The following is a 17,092-nucleotide window of genomic DNA, read 5'->3' on the forward strand; positions in this document are numbered from 1 at the left end:
CCCCGATAAATAAAAGCCTGAGGATCGAGCAAAGCATCTTTAATAGTGAAAGCACCAATGATTTTATACCCGAATAAAAAACCCATGATACCATTGGTAATTAATTCAGTTAGGCTGACCGGTTCTCCAATTTTTATTTTCTCTTCTGTAAACTGGAATAATCCCTGTTGTTGTTTTCTCCTCAACTCCATGGATAGAATCCAGGCTGAGAAAATAAACGAAAGCGCAACAAAAAAACCGAAACTATTGATGAGTTTAAGACCATTGATTTCAATACCAAATAAATCCTTGAATGCGTAGTATAAATTGGGATACATAGTGCAGTGCTATAAGATGTAGTGCAATGTTAATCAGAAATTAGCAAAAAAAGCAAGGCCTCACAAAAGTGAGGCCCATACTTACTAACCCATCTAAAAACAAATTACGAAATTAATTGCAATGTGCATCAAATGCAGCAATTAAATGTTGAGCAATGGCTTGCGCTGGTCTTCCTTCAATCTGGTGTCTTTCAACCATGGTCACCAACTCTCCATTCTTAAATAAGGCGATAGCTGGTGAAGAAGGAGGATGTGGCAATAAATGCTCACGAATTTTATTTACGGCTTCCACATCAAAACCTGCGAAGCTGGTCATTAAACGATCCGGGCGTTTGGTTGCATTTTGAACAGCCATTAAAACACCTGGTCTGCAAGCACCTGCTGCACAACCACAAACAGAATTAATTACTACCAAAGTAGTCCCTTCCTGTTGTAAGGTTTGGTCTACTTCTGATGCAGTTAGTAATTCACCAAACCCTTCATCTGTTAATTCTGCCTTCATTGGCAATACTATTTCTGCTGGATACATAATTTCAATTTTGGATGTCAAATCTACGACAAAGCATTAAATATACCAATGAGAAATCAAAATTACAGCCATAATGTCATGTTAAAATTATATTTACGTCTTTATGGCATTTAACGTATCTTAATTGGTGCCAAATTGTTGGATTTTCCGGGGTGGAATAAGCTTTGATGGTATAACAGAAAATTCGTAAACCATTAAAAAATTATAATTATGGCAATTTTAAAACAAACCAACACCCGTTTATTTGATGAATTATTCAATTCCTTTCCTTCTGGTTTCGCAAATCCGGTAAACAACGGATATCCGGTTGCGGCAGTAAATATTCATGAAACCGACGATGCATTTCACCTGGAATTAAATGCGCCCGGTAGAAACAAGGAAGACTTTTCCATCCAGGTGGATAAAGGATTATTAACCATTACTTACGAAAAGAAAGATGAGTTGGAAGAAAAAAACTACAAAACCATTCGCAGAGAGTTCATTTACAAGAGCTTTAAAAGAAGTTTTTCAGTAGATGATAAAATAAATACGGAAGCCATTCAGGCCAGTTATGAAAATGGTGTTTTAAAACTATTACTTCCAAAAAAAGAAGAAGTAAAAAATTCTCCACGCTTAATTTCAATTAATTAAGCTTAGATAATATCCAATATCGAAAAGGCTCCGAAACAACAATCGGAGCCTTTTTTATTACATAACAATATTCTACAACTAAGATTCCTTAGGACAGGTATTGATGCCAAACAAAGTGTAAAGCGGACAGAAACTAATCAGACTGGTCAATACAAATACACCTGCCAGCACCAATAAAACAATTCCCAGTGTGCCTGAAATAATATCTTTATAATACAATCCTGCAACTATTGCCGCAATAAGGATGCGAATTGTTTTATCAGCAGAACCCATATTCTTTTTCATATACTATGTTTTTATTGAATTTACATATAATTTTAAATTTAGCACTGTAATATTTGTAAGTTTTTGCTGTCTCATATTTAAATTTTTGCTCAATGAAATGGATGATTGGGATTTTGATTGGATTGTTCAGCATGAATGCTGCCGCACAGTCTTCGGGCAGCAGTTTATTATGGGAAATCAGCGGGAATGGACTTGCAAGACCCTCTTATCTATACGGCACATTTCATATGCTTTGTGCCAATGACTATACCATAAGTGAAGTCATCAAACAAAAACTGCTCGGCACCAGGAAATTGTATCTTGAAGTAGATATTACAAAGCCAGGAATACAACAGGAACTCATGATGCAAATGAAGCTAACTGAAACTACACTGGACAAGGAACTGGGAGCTGATTTTCAACAGGTAGATCAGGCATTTCAGAAAATTACCGGCATTTCGTTGAATATGTTTAAGCAATTCAAACCATTTGTAAGCACCAGCATGCTTACTTTGCAAACCCTGGATTGTCCGGACAAGATTCAAACGGAAACTATTTTATCCGGAATAGCTAAAAATGCAAAAATAGGTATTGAGGGATTGGAAACTGTTGCGGATCAGGTAGCCGCTATTAACGCACAGCCCTTAGACAGTCAACTCCATGCGTTTAAAAAAATGGTACTGGAGTTTGATTTTTCAAAAAAAGAAATGAGAGAACTCGTTAGGGTTTACCAATTGAATCATACCGACAGCATTTATGCTTACATGAAAAATCAATCCATGTCGAATGATTTTGAGCAACATATGCTTATCAGGAGAAACAGGAACTGGATTCCAAAAATGATAGCTGCCATTCATGACGCCCCTGCTTTTTTTGCTGTAGGAGCCGGACATCTGGGTGGGCAAGAAGGCGTATTGTCCTTGCTTAGAGACAAAGGATACCAACTTAAACCACTAGCACTTTGATCTCATGAGCGAATCAGAAAAGGAATTCCTGCATCAATTAAATGAACATCAGAAAATCATACACAAAGTGTGCAATTTATACATGCAGTTCCCGGAAGATAAGGAAGACTTGTTTCAGGAAGTAACCTTACAAGCATGGAAAGCATATCATAAATTCAGAGGGGATTCAAAATTCTCAACCTGGTTGTATCGTGTGGCCTTAAATACAGCTATCACTTTTTTCAGAAAAGAAAAGCAGCAATCATTTATTGATTCCGTTTCAGAAATACCCGATAAACAGGTTTATTCTGATAAAGAACATATTGAGGAACAAACAAGGGCCATGTACCTGGCCATTGGAGAACTATCCAAAATTGACAAAGCCATTGTGATGCTCTACCTGGAAGATTACAGTTACGCAGAAATAAGCGATATTATTGGAATCACTGCAAACAATATTGCTGTTAAGATGAATAGAATCAAAGGCAAACTAAGAGAAGCTACATTAAAAAAAATTGAAACCGCTTAAATGAAAAATCATGGAACTAGATGAACTGAAAGGACAATTGAATCAGCAGCTGCTCAGTGGTTTCTCAAATAAACCTGAAAACAAACTGGCAGAATTGTTGAAGGGCAAAGCCTGTTCCTTATTGTGTAAAATAAAGAAAAGTATCCTCTTTGAAATAGCCTGTTGCATTATTGGCATTATTGCTTTTGCATCTATTTCAATTATTTACCACGAAACAGCCATTCGTGTATATTTTGGTGTTTTTGGAGTAATTTTTATTCCTTTCATATGGGTGCTATGGTATTTATTTAAAAAAATTGTTGCTTTTGAAAATCTGGTGCTGCCAGTTAAAAACAATCTGAAAGAGCTAATTGACTTGCTTAGTCTTTTTGCCAAGCGCTATTTCCAATTCAATATGGCATTACTTCCTGTTTGTTTTTTTCTGGCAATGGCACTTGGATACCAACAAAAAGAGCCCATTGAAGGATTGGAGCAAATGTTCCTGAAGTTAAAGGGATTAACACATTTCTATTCGGGTATCATCATTGCTTATATAGCTGTTACCCTGATTGCATTGGTTTATTTTACCAAATGGTATATTAAAAAGCTATACGGCAATTATATAAATCAACTGCAACAGCTGTTGGCGGAATTAAAAGAGTAAAGGAAACTATTCTACACAGCCAGTTTTTCTGCGTGTATCAATAATGTACTGGATTCTCCATTTGTCAGTAGTGCGCACCAGTTGAAATGAGTTTACCCCGCAATGACTAAAATCTGCTCTTCGGTAAAATTTATAAGGCGTCCATACCGTTGCAAGAGGGCCATCAATTTTTACCATTTCAAAAACAATTCTTTCATCTGCTAATCCTTTTGGCATATTAGCGACCTGCTTAATGAATCCAGTTACTGAATCTGTTCTTACGATCAGCTTGCCTTCTTTATTGGTAGTAATGGTTTGCATAATTGCATTATCGGTAAAACAGTCCTGCAACATAGCACCGTCTGACTCAATCATGGCAAAAAACATTTTGCGGATCGTAGCCTTAACGGAATCCTCAGCAGATTGCGCATTGGTATTTAATGACGCTGCTGCCATCACGATAAATAAGAAGTATTTTTTCATATCACTGTTTTAAAGCCAAAAAAGAATAGAATAAATGCTTTCTAAAGGTACCCAAGAATTTTTAACATGCTTTGCGCTGTCTGTTCTTTTGCATACACCCAATCAATCAGCTTTCCATTTTTGTCATATTCCACAATTACATGCTTAGGAGATGGAATAAGGCAATGCTTGATTCCACCATAGCCACTAATTTGATCCTGATAAGCCCCAGTATGGAAAAATCCTACATATAAAGGTTCTTTGTTGGATTCTTCTTCTTTCTTGTCTGTAGTGGTCAGCTTTGGAAGAAACACTTCATTAATATGTTCTTCTGAATCGTAATAGTCATGACTGTCACAAGTGATACCTCCTAATACAACACGATGATATTCATTGTCCCATTTATTTACAGGCAACATGAGGAATTTCTCTCCAATTCCCCACGTATCGGGCAAAGTAGTAATAAAGGACGAGTCGATCATGTACCAGCATTCCCGGTCGTTCTGAATTTTCTGACCAATTACACTATAAATATGAGCCATGCTCTCTCCTACTGTATAACTACCAAACTCTGTATATAAATTTGGCATTGGCACTTTGGCCTTTTTGCAGGCTTTTTTAATATTGCCAACAATCTCATTGATCATGAATTGATAATCGTATTCAAACCCAAGTGAGTGTTTAATTGGGAAACCTCCACCAATATTAATTGAATCCAACTCAGGACAAATCTTTTTTAACTGACAATAAAGATTGATGATTTTATTCAACTCACTCCAGTAATAGATATCATCCTTAATGCCCTTATTTAAAAAGATATGAAGCATTTTCAACTGAAACTTGTCTTCGTATCCTTCAATTTCATCTACATAAAATTCAAGAATATCTTTTGCCCTGATTCCCAGGCGGGATGTATAAAAAGGAAAATTGGGCTCCTCTTCAGCAGCTACTCTGATTCCTAAAGAAAATGGTGTACTGCTTTTGACACTTCGTTTATAAGCCTGTAGCTCCTCTTTATTATCCAATATTGGAACTACATTTTTAAAACCGGAATTAATTAGTTTAGCAATCCGGGAAGTATATTGTTTTTGCTTATACCCATTGCAAATAATAAAGGTTTCCTTATTAATCTTTCTGCGCTGATATAAGCGGTTGATAATTTCAATATCGTAAGCATAGGAAGTTTCCAGGTGAATATTATGCTTAAGTGCTTCTTCTACAATAAAGGAAAAATGCGAACTCTTGGTACAGTAACAATAAAAATATTGCCCCTCATATTTGTGCTTTTTAAAAGCATTGGCAAACATATTTTTTGCCTTATTAATTTGCATACCTATTTTAGGCAAATACGTTAGTTTCAACGGTGTTCCGTGTTTATCAATCAATTTCTTGATATCTACTCCATTGAATTCTAAATAACCATTGTCACTTACTTCAAAGCCATCTTGGGGGAAGTGGAATGTCTGGTTAACCAGAGACGTATAGGTATTGTTCATCAGCCGTAATTTCCTTTAAATGAGAATGTAAAAATAGTCCTTGTTGCGGAGATTGAAAATAAAAAAAGCCGGATGCAGTTGCAACCGGCTTTAATCTTTTTATTTGCTCTATTATTTAACTGAAGCAATCAAAGCTTTAAAAGAAGCTGGTTCGTTCATAGCTAAATCAGCCAATACTTTACGGTTCAAATCGATGCCCTTAACAGACAACTTATTGATGAACTGACTGTAAGTCATTCCTTCTTCTCTTACAGCCGCATTGATACGTGCAATCCACAACTGGCGGTATTCACGCTTTTTCAACTTACGACCTACATAGCTGTAAGTAAGACCTTTTTCTACAATATTTTTGGCAACGGTATAAACGTTTTTACGTTTACCGTAATATCCTTTGGCTTGGTCAAGAATTTTCTTTCTCCTTGCTCTTGATGCAACTGCATTTTTTGAACGTGGCATACTAAATGTTTTGAAGTTAGCGGAGCTAACGGTTAATAATCGGTTTTGTTAAGCGGGGCTGATTAGCCTTTCAAGCGTAATAAACGTAAAACGAAATCCTTGTTGGTAGATCCAACAATACCTTTTTGTCTTAATGCGCGCTTACGCTTTTTAGACTTTTTGGTTAGGATGTGACGCTTGAACGCCTTCTGGAAACTGATTTCTCCGGTACCGGTCACTTTAAAACGCTTCTTAGCGCTGGAGTTTGTTTTAACTTTTGGCATATAATAATCTCTAAAAGATTACTCCCTGCTGGCGTTCCACCACCGGGTGGAAACTTGTTTTGGCCTTACGGGAAAATTTTGGATTGCAAAAGTATCATTTTTGCATGAAAACACCAAAATATTACTTCTTTTTACCTGTTTTAGGGGTAAAAATGGCAAACATGCGCTTTCCTTCCAGTTTGGGCATACTTTCCAATGCCCCAACTTCTGCCAGTCTTTCTGCAAATTTCAACAGCAATAACTGGCCACGGTCCTGGAACATAATAGCTCTACCCTTAAACTGTACATAGGCTTTTACTTTATTGCCGTCTTTCAGAAAACCTTCTGCATGTTTGGCTTTAAAGTTGAAATCATGGTCATCCGTACTTGGGGTAAAACGGATTTCTTTGATTTCACTCTGTTTGGAGTTGGCTTTCATTTCCTTCTCCTTTTTCTTCTTCTCGTATAAGAATTTCTTGTAGTCTATAATTTTACAAACGGGAGGATCTGCAGTAGGGGAAATTTCTACCAGATCCAGTTCCTGCTCCTGGGCAATTTTCAATGCTTCCTGAACAGAGTAAATTCCAACGGTAACGTTGTCTCCTACCAATCTGATTTGTTGTGCACGAATTCTTTCGTTGATGCGATGCTCAGGCTCTGGTTGCCTGTTGAACCTAGGATTGAATCTTCCTTTGGGTGGTAATGCCATTAAAACTTGTTTGGTTTAAAATTTTAGGTAAAGATATACGATATTATGAACTATTCGCCCGATTTACGCTGATGTATTTCTTCTTTAATGTTTTCAATGAAAGACTGGAGCGAAACGGTTCCCATGTCTCCCTTCCCCTGTCTTCTTACCGATAACTGCTGCTCATTCATTTCTTTTTCACCAATAACCAGCATATAAGGCACTTTCATCAGCTCAGTATCACGGATCTTTTTACCAATTTTTTCACTTCTGTCGTCTACTTCAACTCTTACACCCGCTTTACGCAGCTCTTGTTTTACCGCAAGTGCGTAATCCATGAATTTGTCACTGATAGGCAACACTTTCACTTGAAGCGGCGCCAACCATACCGGGAACTTCCCTGCATAATGCTCTAATAGGAATCCAATGAAACGTTCATGGGTTCCCAACGGTGCACGGTGAATAATCAATGGAATTTCTGATTCATTGTGCTGGTTGGTATATTCCAACTGGAATTTTCTACCTGAATTAAAGTCTACCTGGTTAGTAGCCAGTGTGAATTCTCTTCCAATTGCACTCCAAATCTGTACATCAATTTTTGGACCGTAAAATGCTGCTTCATCCTGAACTTCTACAAATGGGGTTCCGGTTTCTATCAGCACTTTTCGCACCATATCTTCGGTCTCTTTCCAAAGCTCTGGTTCGTTTACGTACTTCTGACCCAGTTTTGCAGGATCATGAAGACTTAAACGCATTACATATTTGTCAACGCCAAAAATTTTGAAATACTTAAGATACATTTCATTCACTGCCTTGAATTCCTGTGCGAACTGTTCTCTGTTGCAGTAAATATGTGCATCATTCATATGCAAGCATCTTACACGCATTAACCCGAATAGTTCTCCGCTTTGCTCATAACGGTAACAGGTACCATATTCGGCAATTCTGTAGGGCAGATCCTTATAACTTTTGGGTTCAGCACCGAAAATTTTGTGGTGGTGCGGACAGTTCATGGCCTTCAGATAGTACTTGGTACCATCCAATTCCATCGGCGGGAACATACTGTCGGCATAATAAGGAAGGTGACCACTGGTTAAATACATGCTTTCTTTAGCAATATGTGGGGTAACCACACGCTTGTAACCAGCAGCCTCTTCAGTTTCTTTTGCCAATTTTTCAAGCTCTTCAATGATAATAGTCCCATTGGGCATCCACAAAGGAAGTCCCGGGCCTACATCATCATCCATTGTAAAAATACTGAGTTCCCTGCCCAATTTACGGTGATCCCTTTTCTTGGCTTCCTCTAACATAAGCAGGTATTCATCCATCTCTTTTTGAGTAGGAAAAGTTACTCCGTAAATACGGGTAAGCATTTTGTTTTTCTCATCTCCTTTCCAGTAGGCACCCGCAATGCTTGTTAATTTGATTGACTTAATTAAGCCGGTATGCGGAATATGAGGTCCACGACACAAATCGGTGAAAGCACCTTGCGTATAAAAACTAATTTCGCCGTCTACCAGATTAGAAAGTAGATCTAATTTGTATTCATCCCCTTTTTCACTGAAGTAAGCAATGGCATCTGCTTTAGCTTTTTGTTCTCGGATATACTGACTGTTCTTTTTTGCCAGTTCATTCATTTTCTTCTCAATGGCCAATAAATCATCTTCCGAGATTTTTTTATCGCCCAGATCCATATCATAATAAAAACCTTTATCCAAAGCCGGCCCAACCCAGAACTTTACGCCAGGGAAAAGTGCTTCTACTGCTTCTGCCATTAAGTGAGCAGAGGAATGCCAAAAAGTATTCTTTCCATCTGCATCATCCCAGGTTAAAAATTGAATTGTTGCATCTTCCGTTATCGTGGTGGCTGCATCCACTACCTTGTTATTCACCCTGGCCACTAATACTTTTCTGGCCAACCCCTCGCTGATTGATTTAGCCACTTCCATTGCGGTTGTACCTGCTGGGTACTGTCTGCTTGCTCCATCCGGAAAACGAATACTAATCATAATTTTCTCTAATCTTTAAAAAACTGACTGCAAAGGTAGCATTTAGCCAGCCGTATAATGCAAAACCTTAACGGTTTTTTATCAGGGGAGGACTGTATTTTTGCAAAATGCGCCTGGTTTTTACATTTGTCTCCTGTCTATTCTTTTTGCCGAATACATATGGCCAATCCATAACTGGCATCTGGAGAGGATATTTCAGCTCAAGCAACGGCCTTTACAGGGAAGGCATTCAAGAAGAAATGTACAAGTATGAAATACAAATTGATCAACAACCCAATAATGGAATAAAGGGGGTAACCTACTCTTACAAAACCACGGTATTCTATGGGAAAGCAACTTTTCAGGGCATTTACAATATAAAGTCCAAAACAATTATTTTAAAAGAGACTGGATTAGTAGATTTAAAAATCGGAGATAAAAGCGAACCCTGTTTAATGACTTGCTATCTGGATTATTCTAAGATGGGTAAACTGGAAGTTTTGCAGGGGACATTTATTTCTATCAATATAAAAGACAAAGGCGATTGCGGAAACGGTAAAGTGTATCTTGAAAGGGTACCCGATTCTGACTTTGAAAAAGAAGATTTTTTAAAGAAGAGTCCTACTGCCAAATCAAAGAAAGGCAATCAGGAATTGGAAAAGAAAGAAATCCCCAAATTAAACAAACCCAAAGATGCGATTACCGGTAAAAGCAGCGCATCTGGTAACAATCTACCGAAAACAAGCAGCAAGTCCGCTGAAATTTCCGGCAATACCGGATCAGGTAAATCAATTAATTCAGGAAAATTAAATAATCCTGGTAATGCAAATAATTCGCCTTTAAAGAAATCCCCACCGCCGGTAAGTGCATTACCTGTAACTCCTGCAGAACCACCTGCTATGCAAACAATGCCTCAAAGAAGAGCAGAGGAAAGCAACTCATCAACTGTTAAACGGGAGCAAACAGAAACAGAAGCCAGAGAAAAGAAACAGACAATTTTGCCAAAAGTACTGGTAGAAAGAGAAAATAAACTGGTAAAAACCATTCAGGTTGAAGAAGAAAATATTCAAATAGACCTTTTTGACAATGGTACTATCGACAACGATACCATCAGTGTTTTTCATAATAATAAGTTAGTCATTAAACACGGACGTCTTGCTTTTAATCCTATCTCCCTCAAAATTAAATGCAGCCCTGAAGACAAGTTGCACGAGCTGGTGGTAGTAGCTGAAAACCTAGGTGAAATTCCACCCAATACCGCTTTAATGGTTATTACTGCGGGTAAAAAAAGGTACGAGGTTTTCCTAAGCTCCAACGAAAGCCGAAATGCAAAAGTAATTATTGAATTTGTACCCAGAAATTAGAGTTTAATATTCCAGGTAACAGATGGTAAAACAGGAAATAAAGATACCTGTTTACCTGACACTTTTAACGTTCCATCGGCCGCAGAACCCTCCTGATCAAAATACAGGAAATATGGATTAGCCCTGCTGTAAATATTGTATAAACTAAATACCCAGTTGCTGGAATACTTTCTTTGTTTTTTGGGTTTAGGGGTGTAGGTGGCTGCAATGTCCATCCGATGATAGGCATTCATTCTGTATCCATTAATGGTTCCGTATTGCTGCGACAGCACACCTCCAATAAAATAGAACCTCTCTGGAACGGAAACTGCATTTCCTGTACCATAAACAAATACCCCGGATAGTTTCCATTTTTCACTTAAATTATAGTTGGCCACAACCGATAAATCATGTCTTCGGTCGAATCGGCTGGGATATTTCAATCCCTGATTCAAATCCGGAAATTTTCGCCAGGTCCATCCCAATGTATACCCAATCCAACCCGTAAGTCTACCTTTTACTTTATTAATAAACATTTCAGCACCATAGCTCCATCCCTTTCCAAACACAAACTCTTCTTCTGGATCCTTTAAAGATGGTGTATAGCCTTCCCTGTATTCAATTTGGTTTTGCATGGTTTTATAGTACAATTCAAAAGAAGTCTCGAACATTCCGTTGTTGAAATTTTTAAAGTACCCCGCTGCATATTGCCAGCTTAACTGTGGTTTTACCCTTGTTGTACTCGGCACCCATAAATCGGTAGGTAGAGTGGTACCGGCATTTGTTACCAAATGAATATATTGTAGGTTTCTGGTTACCCCCCATTTAATGGAACTGGTTTCATCCAATGTATAACGGAAAGTTGCTCTGGGCTCTATTCCGCTGTACGGTCCGAATGAACTATAACGCAAACCTATATTGAGTTTTAATTGATTACTTAAATCCCAGTCATCCTGAACATATAATGCAGCTTCATTGGCCATTTTAGGAGGTGTGTTGTTGGGAGCAAATACAACACTGTCCTGATTACCTGCCAATAAATTGGGAAGAAATCGATGCCTCGTAAACAGGGCCCCGAATTTTAACTTGTGTGAAGGACTGATATACCAGTCGAAATCTGTTTTAGCAGTCAGGTCCTTGATTCCCGAAGATAGCCTGATATTGAAGTCGTTCTGACTCCCATTTAAATTAAAATGGTAATCATTGTACACCAATGTTGTATTGGAAAACAATTTTTTATTGAATACATGATTCCAGCGTACGGTTGCAGTGGCATTGCCCCAGTCAATTAAGGTTTTAAACGATCGGGCAGCATTGTTAAAAGTAAATTTATCTCTACCAAAGTACCCACTGATATACAAATGGTCTTTCTCTGATAGCTGAAAATTCATTTTGGCATTGATATCATAGAAATAATAACCAGACCCGTAAAAGTCACTTGTACGGGAAATCAGGGGCTTGGTTATAGCGTCTACATAAGTTCTTCTGGCAGAAAATATATACGAGGATTTTTTCTTTTTAATGGGTCCCTGAATAGAAAAACGGGAAGCGATTAACCCAATGCCTGCGTCTATCTGTGTATTGTTCTGGTTTCCCTCTTTCATGGCAATATCCACTACAGAGGAAAGCCTTCCTCCATATTGTGCTGGCATCCCCCCTTTGATTAGGCTTACGTTTTTTATAGCGTCTGAATTAAAAACAGAAAAGAATCCGAATAAATGCCCTGTATTATAAACAACTGCATCGTCCAGTAAAATCAGATTTTGATCGGGTCCTCCTCCTCTTACATAAAACCCCGCATTTCCTTCCCCTGCATTTCGAACACCAGGCATCAGTTGCAAGGTTTTCAGAATATCTACCTCACCCATAAAAGCTGGCAAAGCTTTGGCAGTGGAAACGGATAAATCCAGTTTGCCCATCTGTGCCGTTTTTACATTGTTATCCCTTTTCCTTGCCGTTACGGTAACATCTTGTAAAACCACCCCTGTTCCGGGTTGCAAAACCAGATTTAATTCCCTGTTTTCTGTAAGCCGAACTCTTGTTTCCCGGGTTTGATAACCAATGAAATTGATAACCAGTTGATAACTGCCCTTGGGAAGAGTAATGGAATAAAAACCATAACTATTGGTAGTAACAGATTTACCCAATTCCCGGAAGCTAAGTGTAGCCCCAATCAGGGTTTCTCCGGAAAGACTGTCTTTTACATATCCATTCAGGGTATATTTTTCCTGTGCACGAGCATCTAACCCTAACACCAACAAAATACAGAGCAGGAATTTTCTCATGGCTATAATACAAACTGGTAGAACAATAGTTCAGGCGAACAACTGGCTTCTGTAAGCCCTTTACCTATTATTAACGGGGTTTATTGATGGTATCTTTTACTTCTCCGCACTCCAGCATGGTGGCTGGCAGATATGGATTTCTAATTTCACTGCTGGCACTTAACCAGGCTGCCCCATTATCGTCCATAGCCATAGGGCAAAATTGATAGTATATGATTTCCTTATTGTATTGAACTTTTTTAATCAGTGTAGTCATTTGCTCTGTCAATAACTGAAAAGCTTTTCTTTTCTCTTCCAGTAAAGTCTCGCCTTTTAACCCTATTAATTCCGACTGCAGGGATTCAGATAATATTCCTGCAGCAGCTTTAACACTATCAACAACAATTTCATCAAATGGAATGGCCGCAATGGTTTTAGATAATAAAACAGCAGCCGTATCAACTTTTTTGATATTTTCTTCAATGAACGCATCTTTTAATGCATAATACGCCGTTAATGATGCTTTGAATGAATTATTAAAAGTATCTGAATAAATAGATACAGCATTTGTTTGTTCAGGAGCCGGCTTACTTTCGGAATTCTTCTCAGTTTCTCCGCAGGCAATAAACAAAAGGGAAACCCATAAGGAAAGTAAATATTTCATATTGAGGACTTTAGAAAACAAATCTACAGCAATTTCATTTTGGAGCTCATTCCAATTACCTTTGCACGCAAAATAAGGGTAAATGCTAATTGGATTTCAAAATGTAACATTTGAGTTTGGGGCCAGAACTATTGTTTCTGATGCTACCTGGCATATTCAGCCAGGAGATAGAATTGGATTAGTAGGTTACAATGGAACCGGAAAGTCTACCCTATTGAAAGTATTGGTGGGAGAATACACACCTTCGAAAGGGACTGTTGAAAAGAGTAAGGAAACCACCATTGGTTATTTGCACCAGGATTTATTGAGTTTCGACACCAGCGACTCTATCACTGAAGTAGCATTGGGGGCATTTGAAAGAGTGAGACAATTGGAAAAAGAAATTGAACAGCTGGGGATTGAACTGGAAAAAAATCATGAAGACGAATCATTGCTTTTAAAGTATACAGACTGTTTACACGAAATGGATGTGTTGGATGGATACAATATTCATCACAAAGCAGAAGAAGTATTGCATGGTTTGGGATTCTCTAATGAAGATTTGGGAAAGCCTTATCAACAATTCAGCGGAGGATGGAGAATGCGTGTTTTACTGGCTAAAATGATTCTTCAACAACCAGATGTATTACTGCTGGATGAACCTACCAACCACCTGGATCTTCCTTCTATTGAATGGTTAGAAAAATACCTTATTCATTATAAAGGAAGCGTTGTAATAGTGAGCCACGATAAATTCTTCTTAAACAGGATGGTTAATAAGATTGTTGAATTGTATCAGCAACAACTTCATATATATTCTGGCAATTATGAGTTTTACGAAACAGAGAAAGCCATTAGAATTGAAATGCAGCAAAAGGCTTTTGAGAATCAGCAGGATTACATTCGTCAACAGGAAAGGTTCATAGAACGTTTCAAGGCCAAAGCCAGTAAGGCCGCTCAGGCACAGAGCGTGCAAAAGCGTTTGGACAAGCTAGATAAAATTGAAGACGTGCAATTGGAAAGACCCAATATGCGCATCAATTTTCAATTGGAAAAAGTGCCCGGTAAAATACTGGTTACGCTGAAAGATGTTACCAAAAAATTTGGAGACCTCACCATCGTAGAACATGGTGTAGCAGAAATTGAAAGAGGTGACAAGATAGCCCTTATTGGAGCGAACGGAAAAGGTAAATCAACCCTACTACGAATGATTGCTGGCACAGAAACGTTTAGCGGCGAAAGAATCTGGGGGCATAATGTGGAAGAAAGTTTTTATGCGCAGCACCAGTTAGAAGCTTTAACCTTATCGAATACCATTCTTGAGGAACTTCAACAATGTGGAAGTAAAAAAACAGATGTTGAACTAAGAAGTTTACTAGGCTCTTTCTTATTTAGCGGAGACGATGTTGATAAAAAAATCAGGGTATTGAGCGGAGGCGAAAAAGCAAGGGTTGCATTGGCAAAAACCATTGTTAGCAGAGGTAACTTCTTAATTCTGGATGAGCCCACCAACCACCTGGACATGCATTCAGTTGAATTACTGGCTGAAGCATTGAACAAGTACGAAGGCTCTTATATTCTGGTAAGCCACGACCGTTTTTTTATTTCGATGACTGCGAATAAAATCTGGGAAATTGTTGATCATCAGATAAAGGAATTCAAAGGAACTTACCAGGAATGGGTAGATTGGAACGAAAGAATGGAGAAACAGAAAAAAGCACAATCCACTCCTGTAAAAGAAGCTCCTAAGCAAGTTGTGGAAGTACCGATGAGTAAACCCACCCAGCCGATTAACAAGGAAATACAAAAAGAATTACAAAAGAATCAGCGAAAGCTGGCTCAGGTTGAATCTGATTTAAACAAAGCACAGGAAGAACAGAAACAAATTGAATTAGACCTTGCCAATCCGGACACTTATACCAATGCCGCAAAGTTTGCAGAACTGGAAGTAGCATACAAGTCTGTTAAGAACAGAATTGCTGAACTTAATCAGAACTACGAAACTTTGTTCGAGACGGTTATGGAGCTGGAAAACAAAGTTTAGTTTGTAATGAGAAATGCACATAAAAAACTGAAAGCCCTTCCAATGGAAAGGCTTTCAGTTTAAAATCGTTTTATAAATAAGTGGGGCTTACTTATTTTTCTGTTGGGTTTCTTTTACCGGCCAGTAATTTTTCTAAAGCTGTTTCCAGTCTTCTTTTACGGGTTTCTTCTTTCTTTGCCCCCTCAATCCAGGTAACATATTCCTTTTGATTGGTGAAAGAAAGAGAAGTGAAGAACTCTTTGGCTTCTTCATGGGTAGTGAACAAACGGTCTAATTCTACTGGCGCTTTTACCAGTCTTTTTTCAAAATCAACTCCGTTTACCGCTAATTTGGCTTCTGAAAAATTCCTGTCTTTATTAGGTATCTGATCGGTCTTTTTAAAACGCATGGCACTCCATACATGGTCCATTGCAACCTGACGAACACACTCATAGTTTTGCTTGGTTAAGCAATCCCAACTGCAGTCTCTGTTTAAATCAGAAGCTATTTTACTGGTTTTTTTGGGATAAGCTACCCATAATTTACTATCATTATGCAAGGCAGGTAAAACTTCTTTTAGTACATTTTTCAATTGTTGTTCGCTTAAAGCAAAAACCAATGCAAAATCTACTTTCTTGCTTTTTAATAAGGGAGTAACATTCTTGGCATAAGTGAGCTTCGCAAACTGCTTTTCGATAGAAGAAGGCAAACCTTGGATTAAGAGATTCTTCTCGTCTTTAAGCTGAAGTTTTTCGAGTAGCGTTTGATTCGACATGCTTTGAAGAATTTTGTTACAATAAAGATTGCAAAGTTAAAAAAATGTTACGACTTTTTATAGTAATTCTGAACAGTACTTGCCATGATTTTCTCAAGCGCAGCAATCCTTTCAGCGTCACTAGGGTGCGTACTTAACAAGGATGGTGTACTTCCACCACCCGTGGCAGCGGACATTCTATTCCAAAAAGCTATAGCTTCTCTGGGGTCATATCCCGCAAGGGCTGAAAACATCAGACCAAAACGATCAGCTTCCAGCTCATTGCTTCTACTAAATGCAGGCATGATGGTTCCTGAAGCAATACCATATGAGGTATTGAAGATTTCCTGTGTTAGTTGGGGTTTACTGGACAAAGCAATTGACAAACCTGCCCCCAAACCCTGCTGTAATAATCCCTGGCTCATCCTTTCACTCCCGTGTCTAGCCAAAGCATGGGCAATTTCATGACCCATTACTACTGCTAAACCCGCTTCATTCTTGGTTACCGGTAATATTCCCGAATACACTACGATTCTGCCACCAGGCATACACCAGGCATTCATTTGCTTATCATTCACCAGATTAATTTCCCAGCTATATCCCGCTAGTTCTTTACTAAGCCCTTTTTGTTCGTAATAGTTTTTGATAGCCTTAACGATATTCTCCCCCACACGCTTTACCATCAACGCATCCGGTGTTCCGGTTACCAGTTTATTGGTTTGCAAAAAGGATTTGTATTGGGTTGCTGCCAAAGACTGAGCTTCAGATTCAGGCACCAGACTCAATTGCTTTCTTCCGGTTATCGCATTTCGCTGACAACCTGTTATGCTAGTCAATAACATTGTTATTGCTGCAATGCTCCAAACATATTTTTTCATGAATTCCTCCTTAAGTACTC

18 protein-coding genes and 1 pseudogene are annotated in these 17,092 nt (G+C 38.3%); 6 read left to right on the forward strand and 13 right to left on the reverse strand.

The window, feature by feature from the left end:
- Both F777_RS18400 and F777_RS0110105 read right to left on the reverse strand, forming a co-directional pair.
- A pseudogene (locus tag F777_RS18400) lies at positions 1-317 on the reverse strand (diacylglyceryl transferase); the annotation flags it as partial.
- Positions 318-429: 112 nt separating this feature from the next.
- On the reverse strand, positions 430-846 hold the full coding sequence (locus tag F777_RS0110105; RefSeq protein ID WP_026751933.1) for a BrxA/BrxB family bacilliredoxin: 417 nt from the start codon (positions 844-846) through the stop codon (positions 430-432).
- A 210-nt stretch (positions 847-1,056) separates the two neighbouring features.
- On the opposite strand from F777_RS0110105, the gene F777_RS0110110 reads away from it, so the two are divergent.
- A complete protein-coding gene (locus F777_RS0110110; RefSeq protein ID WP_026751934.1) occupies positions 1,057-1,476 on the forward strand; it encodes an Hsp20/alpha crystallin family protein in 420 nt (139 codons plus the stop codon).
- A 78-nt stretch (positions 1,477-1,554) separates the two neighbouring features.
- Here the strand turns inward: F777_RS0110110 and F777_RS0110115 are convergent, their stop codons facing one another.
- The gene (locus F777_RS0110115) at positions 1,555-1,761 is read right to left on the reverse strand and encodes a YgaP family membrane protein (protein ID WP_026751935.1); all 207 of its coding nucleotides are present in this window, start codon (positions 1,759-1,761) and stop codon (positions 1,555-1,557) included.
- A gap of 92 nt (positions 1,762-1,853) precedes the next feature.
- Here F777_RS0110115 and F777_RS0110120 point away from each other — a divergent pair, with 92 nt between their 5' ends.
- The 3 genes from F777_RS0110120 to F777_RS0110130 are packed head-to-tail and all read left to right on the forward strand — an operon-like array spanning position 1,854 to position 3,856.
- Complete coding sequence (locus F777_RS0110120; RefSeq protein ID WP_026751936.1) at positions 1,854-2,705, forward strand: TraB/GumN family protein; 852 nt, start codon at positions 1,854-1,856, stop codon at positions 2,703-2,705.
- A 4-nt stretch (positions 2,706-2,709) separates the two neighbouring features.
- A complete protein-coding gene (locus tag F777_RS0110125; RefSeq protein ID WP_026751937.1) occupies positions 2,710-3,213 on the forward strand; it encodes an RNA polymerase sigma factor in 504 nt (167 codons plus the stop codon).
- Positions 3,214-3,223: 10 nt separating this feature from the next.
- Positions 3,224-3,856 (forward strand): hypothetical protein, encoded by a 633-nt coding sequence (locus F777_RS0110130; protein ID WP_026751938.1) that lies wholly within the window; start codon positions 3,224-3,226, stop codon positions 3,854-3,856.
- Between the two features lie 6 nt (positions 3,857-3,862).
- Here the strand turns inward: F777_RS0110130 and F777_RS0110135 are convergent, their stop codons facing one another.
- The 6 genes from F777_RS0110135 to thrS all read right to left on the reverse strand — a co-directional run bounded on the left by F777_RS0110135 (position 3,863) and on the right by thrS (position 9,188).
- A complete protein-coding gene (locus F777_RS0110135) occupies positions 3,863-4,318 on the reverse strand; it encodes a hypothetical protein (RefSeq protein ID WP_026751939.1) in 456 nt (151 codons plus the stop codon).
- Positions 4,319-4,359: 41 nt separating this feature from the next.
- Entirely contained in the window at positions 4,360-5,793 is a 1,434-nt protein-coding gene (locus F777_RS0110140) for a type III PLP-dependent enzyme domain-containing protein (protein ID WP_026751940.1), read from the reverse strand.
- A gap of 111 nt (positions 5,794-5,904) precedes the next feature.
- Positions 5,905-6,249 (reverse strand): 50S ribosomal protein L20, encoded by a 345-nt coding sequence (gene rplT, locus F777_RS0110145; RefSeq protein ID WP_026751941.1) that lies wholly within the window; start codon positions 6,247-6,249, stop codon positions 5,905-5,907.
- A gap of 62 nt (positions 6,250-6,311) precedes the next feature.
- Entirely contained in the window at positions 6,312-6,512 is a 201-nt protein-coding gene (gene rpmI, locus F777_RS0110150) for a 50S ribosomal protein L35 (protein ID WP_026751942.1), read from the reverse strand.
- 121 nt (positions 6,513-6,633) lie between these two features.
- Positions 6,634-7,200, reverse strand: coding sequence for a translation initiation factor IF-3 (infC, locus tag F777_RS0110155; RefSeq protein ID WP_026751943.1), 567 nt, complete (start codon positions 7,198-7,200; stop codon positions 6,634-6,636).
- A gap of 50 nt (positions 7,201-7,250) precedes the next feature.
- The gene (thrS, locus tag F777_RS0110160) at positions 7,251-9,188 is read right to left on the reverse strand and encodes a threonine--tRNA ligase (RefSeq protein ID WP_026751944.1); all 1,938 of its coding nucleotides are present in this window, start codon (positions 9,186-9,188) and stop codon (positions 7,251-7,253) included.
- Between the two features lie 107 nt (positions 9,189-9,295).
- Between thrS and F777_RS0110165 the strand changes: the two genes are divergently transcribed.
- On the forward strand, positions 9,296-10,531 hold the full coding sequence (locus F777_RS0110165) for a hypothetical protein (protein ID WP_026751945.1): 1,236 nt from the start codon (positions 9,296-9,298) through the stop codon (positions 10,529-10,531).
- Here F777_RS0110165 and F777_RS0110170 read toward each other — a convergent pair.
- Positions 10,528-12,795: a TonB-dependent receptor gene (locus tag F777_RS0110170; protein WP_026751946.1), complete on the reverse strand. Its 2,268-nt coding sequence runs from the start codon at positions 12,793-12,795 to the stop codon at positions 10,528-10,530. The genes F777_RS0110165 and F777_RS0110170 overlap by 4 nt on opposite strands.
- Positions 12,796-12,865: 70 nt before the next feature.
- A complete protein-coding gene (locus tag F777_RS17325; RefSeq protein WP_026751947.1) occupies positions 12,866-13,438 on the reverse strand; it encodes a DUF3347 domain-containing protein in 573 nt (190 codons plus the stop codon).
- Positions 13,439-13,520: 82 nt separating this feature from the next.
- Between F777_RS17325 and abc-f the strand changes: the two genes are divergently transcribed.
- Positions 13,521-15,461 (forward strand): ribosomal protection-like ABC-F family protein, encoded by a 1,941-nt coding sequence (gene abc-f, locus F777_RS0110180; RefSeq protein WP_026751948.1) that lies wholly within the window; start codon positions 13,521-13,523, stop codon positions 15,459-15,461.
- Between the two features lie 91 nt (positions 15,462-15,552).
- Here abc-f and F777_RS17330 read toward each other — a convergent pair whose 3' ends face one another.
- Both F777_RS17330 and F777_RS0110190 read right to left on the reverse strand, forming a co-directional pair.
- Positions 15,553-16,215 (reverse strand): YdeI/OmpD-associated family protein, encoded by a 663-nt coding sequence (locus F777_RS17330; protein ID WP_051408550.1) that lies wholly within the window; start codon positions 16,213-16,215, stop codon positions 15,553-15,555.
- 47 nt (positions 16,216-16,262) lie between these two features.
- A complete protein-coding gene (locus F777_RS0110190; RefSeq protein WP_026751949.1) occupies positions 16,263-17,072 on the reverse strand; it encodes a M48 family metallopeptidase in 810 nt (269 codons plus the stop codon).
- Between the last annotated feature and the right edge of the window lie 20 nt (positions 17,073-17,092).

Source organism: Sediminibacterium sp. C3 (assembly GCF_000508085.1).
Lineage (GTDB): Bacteria > Bacteroidota > Bacteroidia > Chitinophagales > Chitinophagaceae > Sediminibacterium.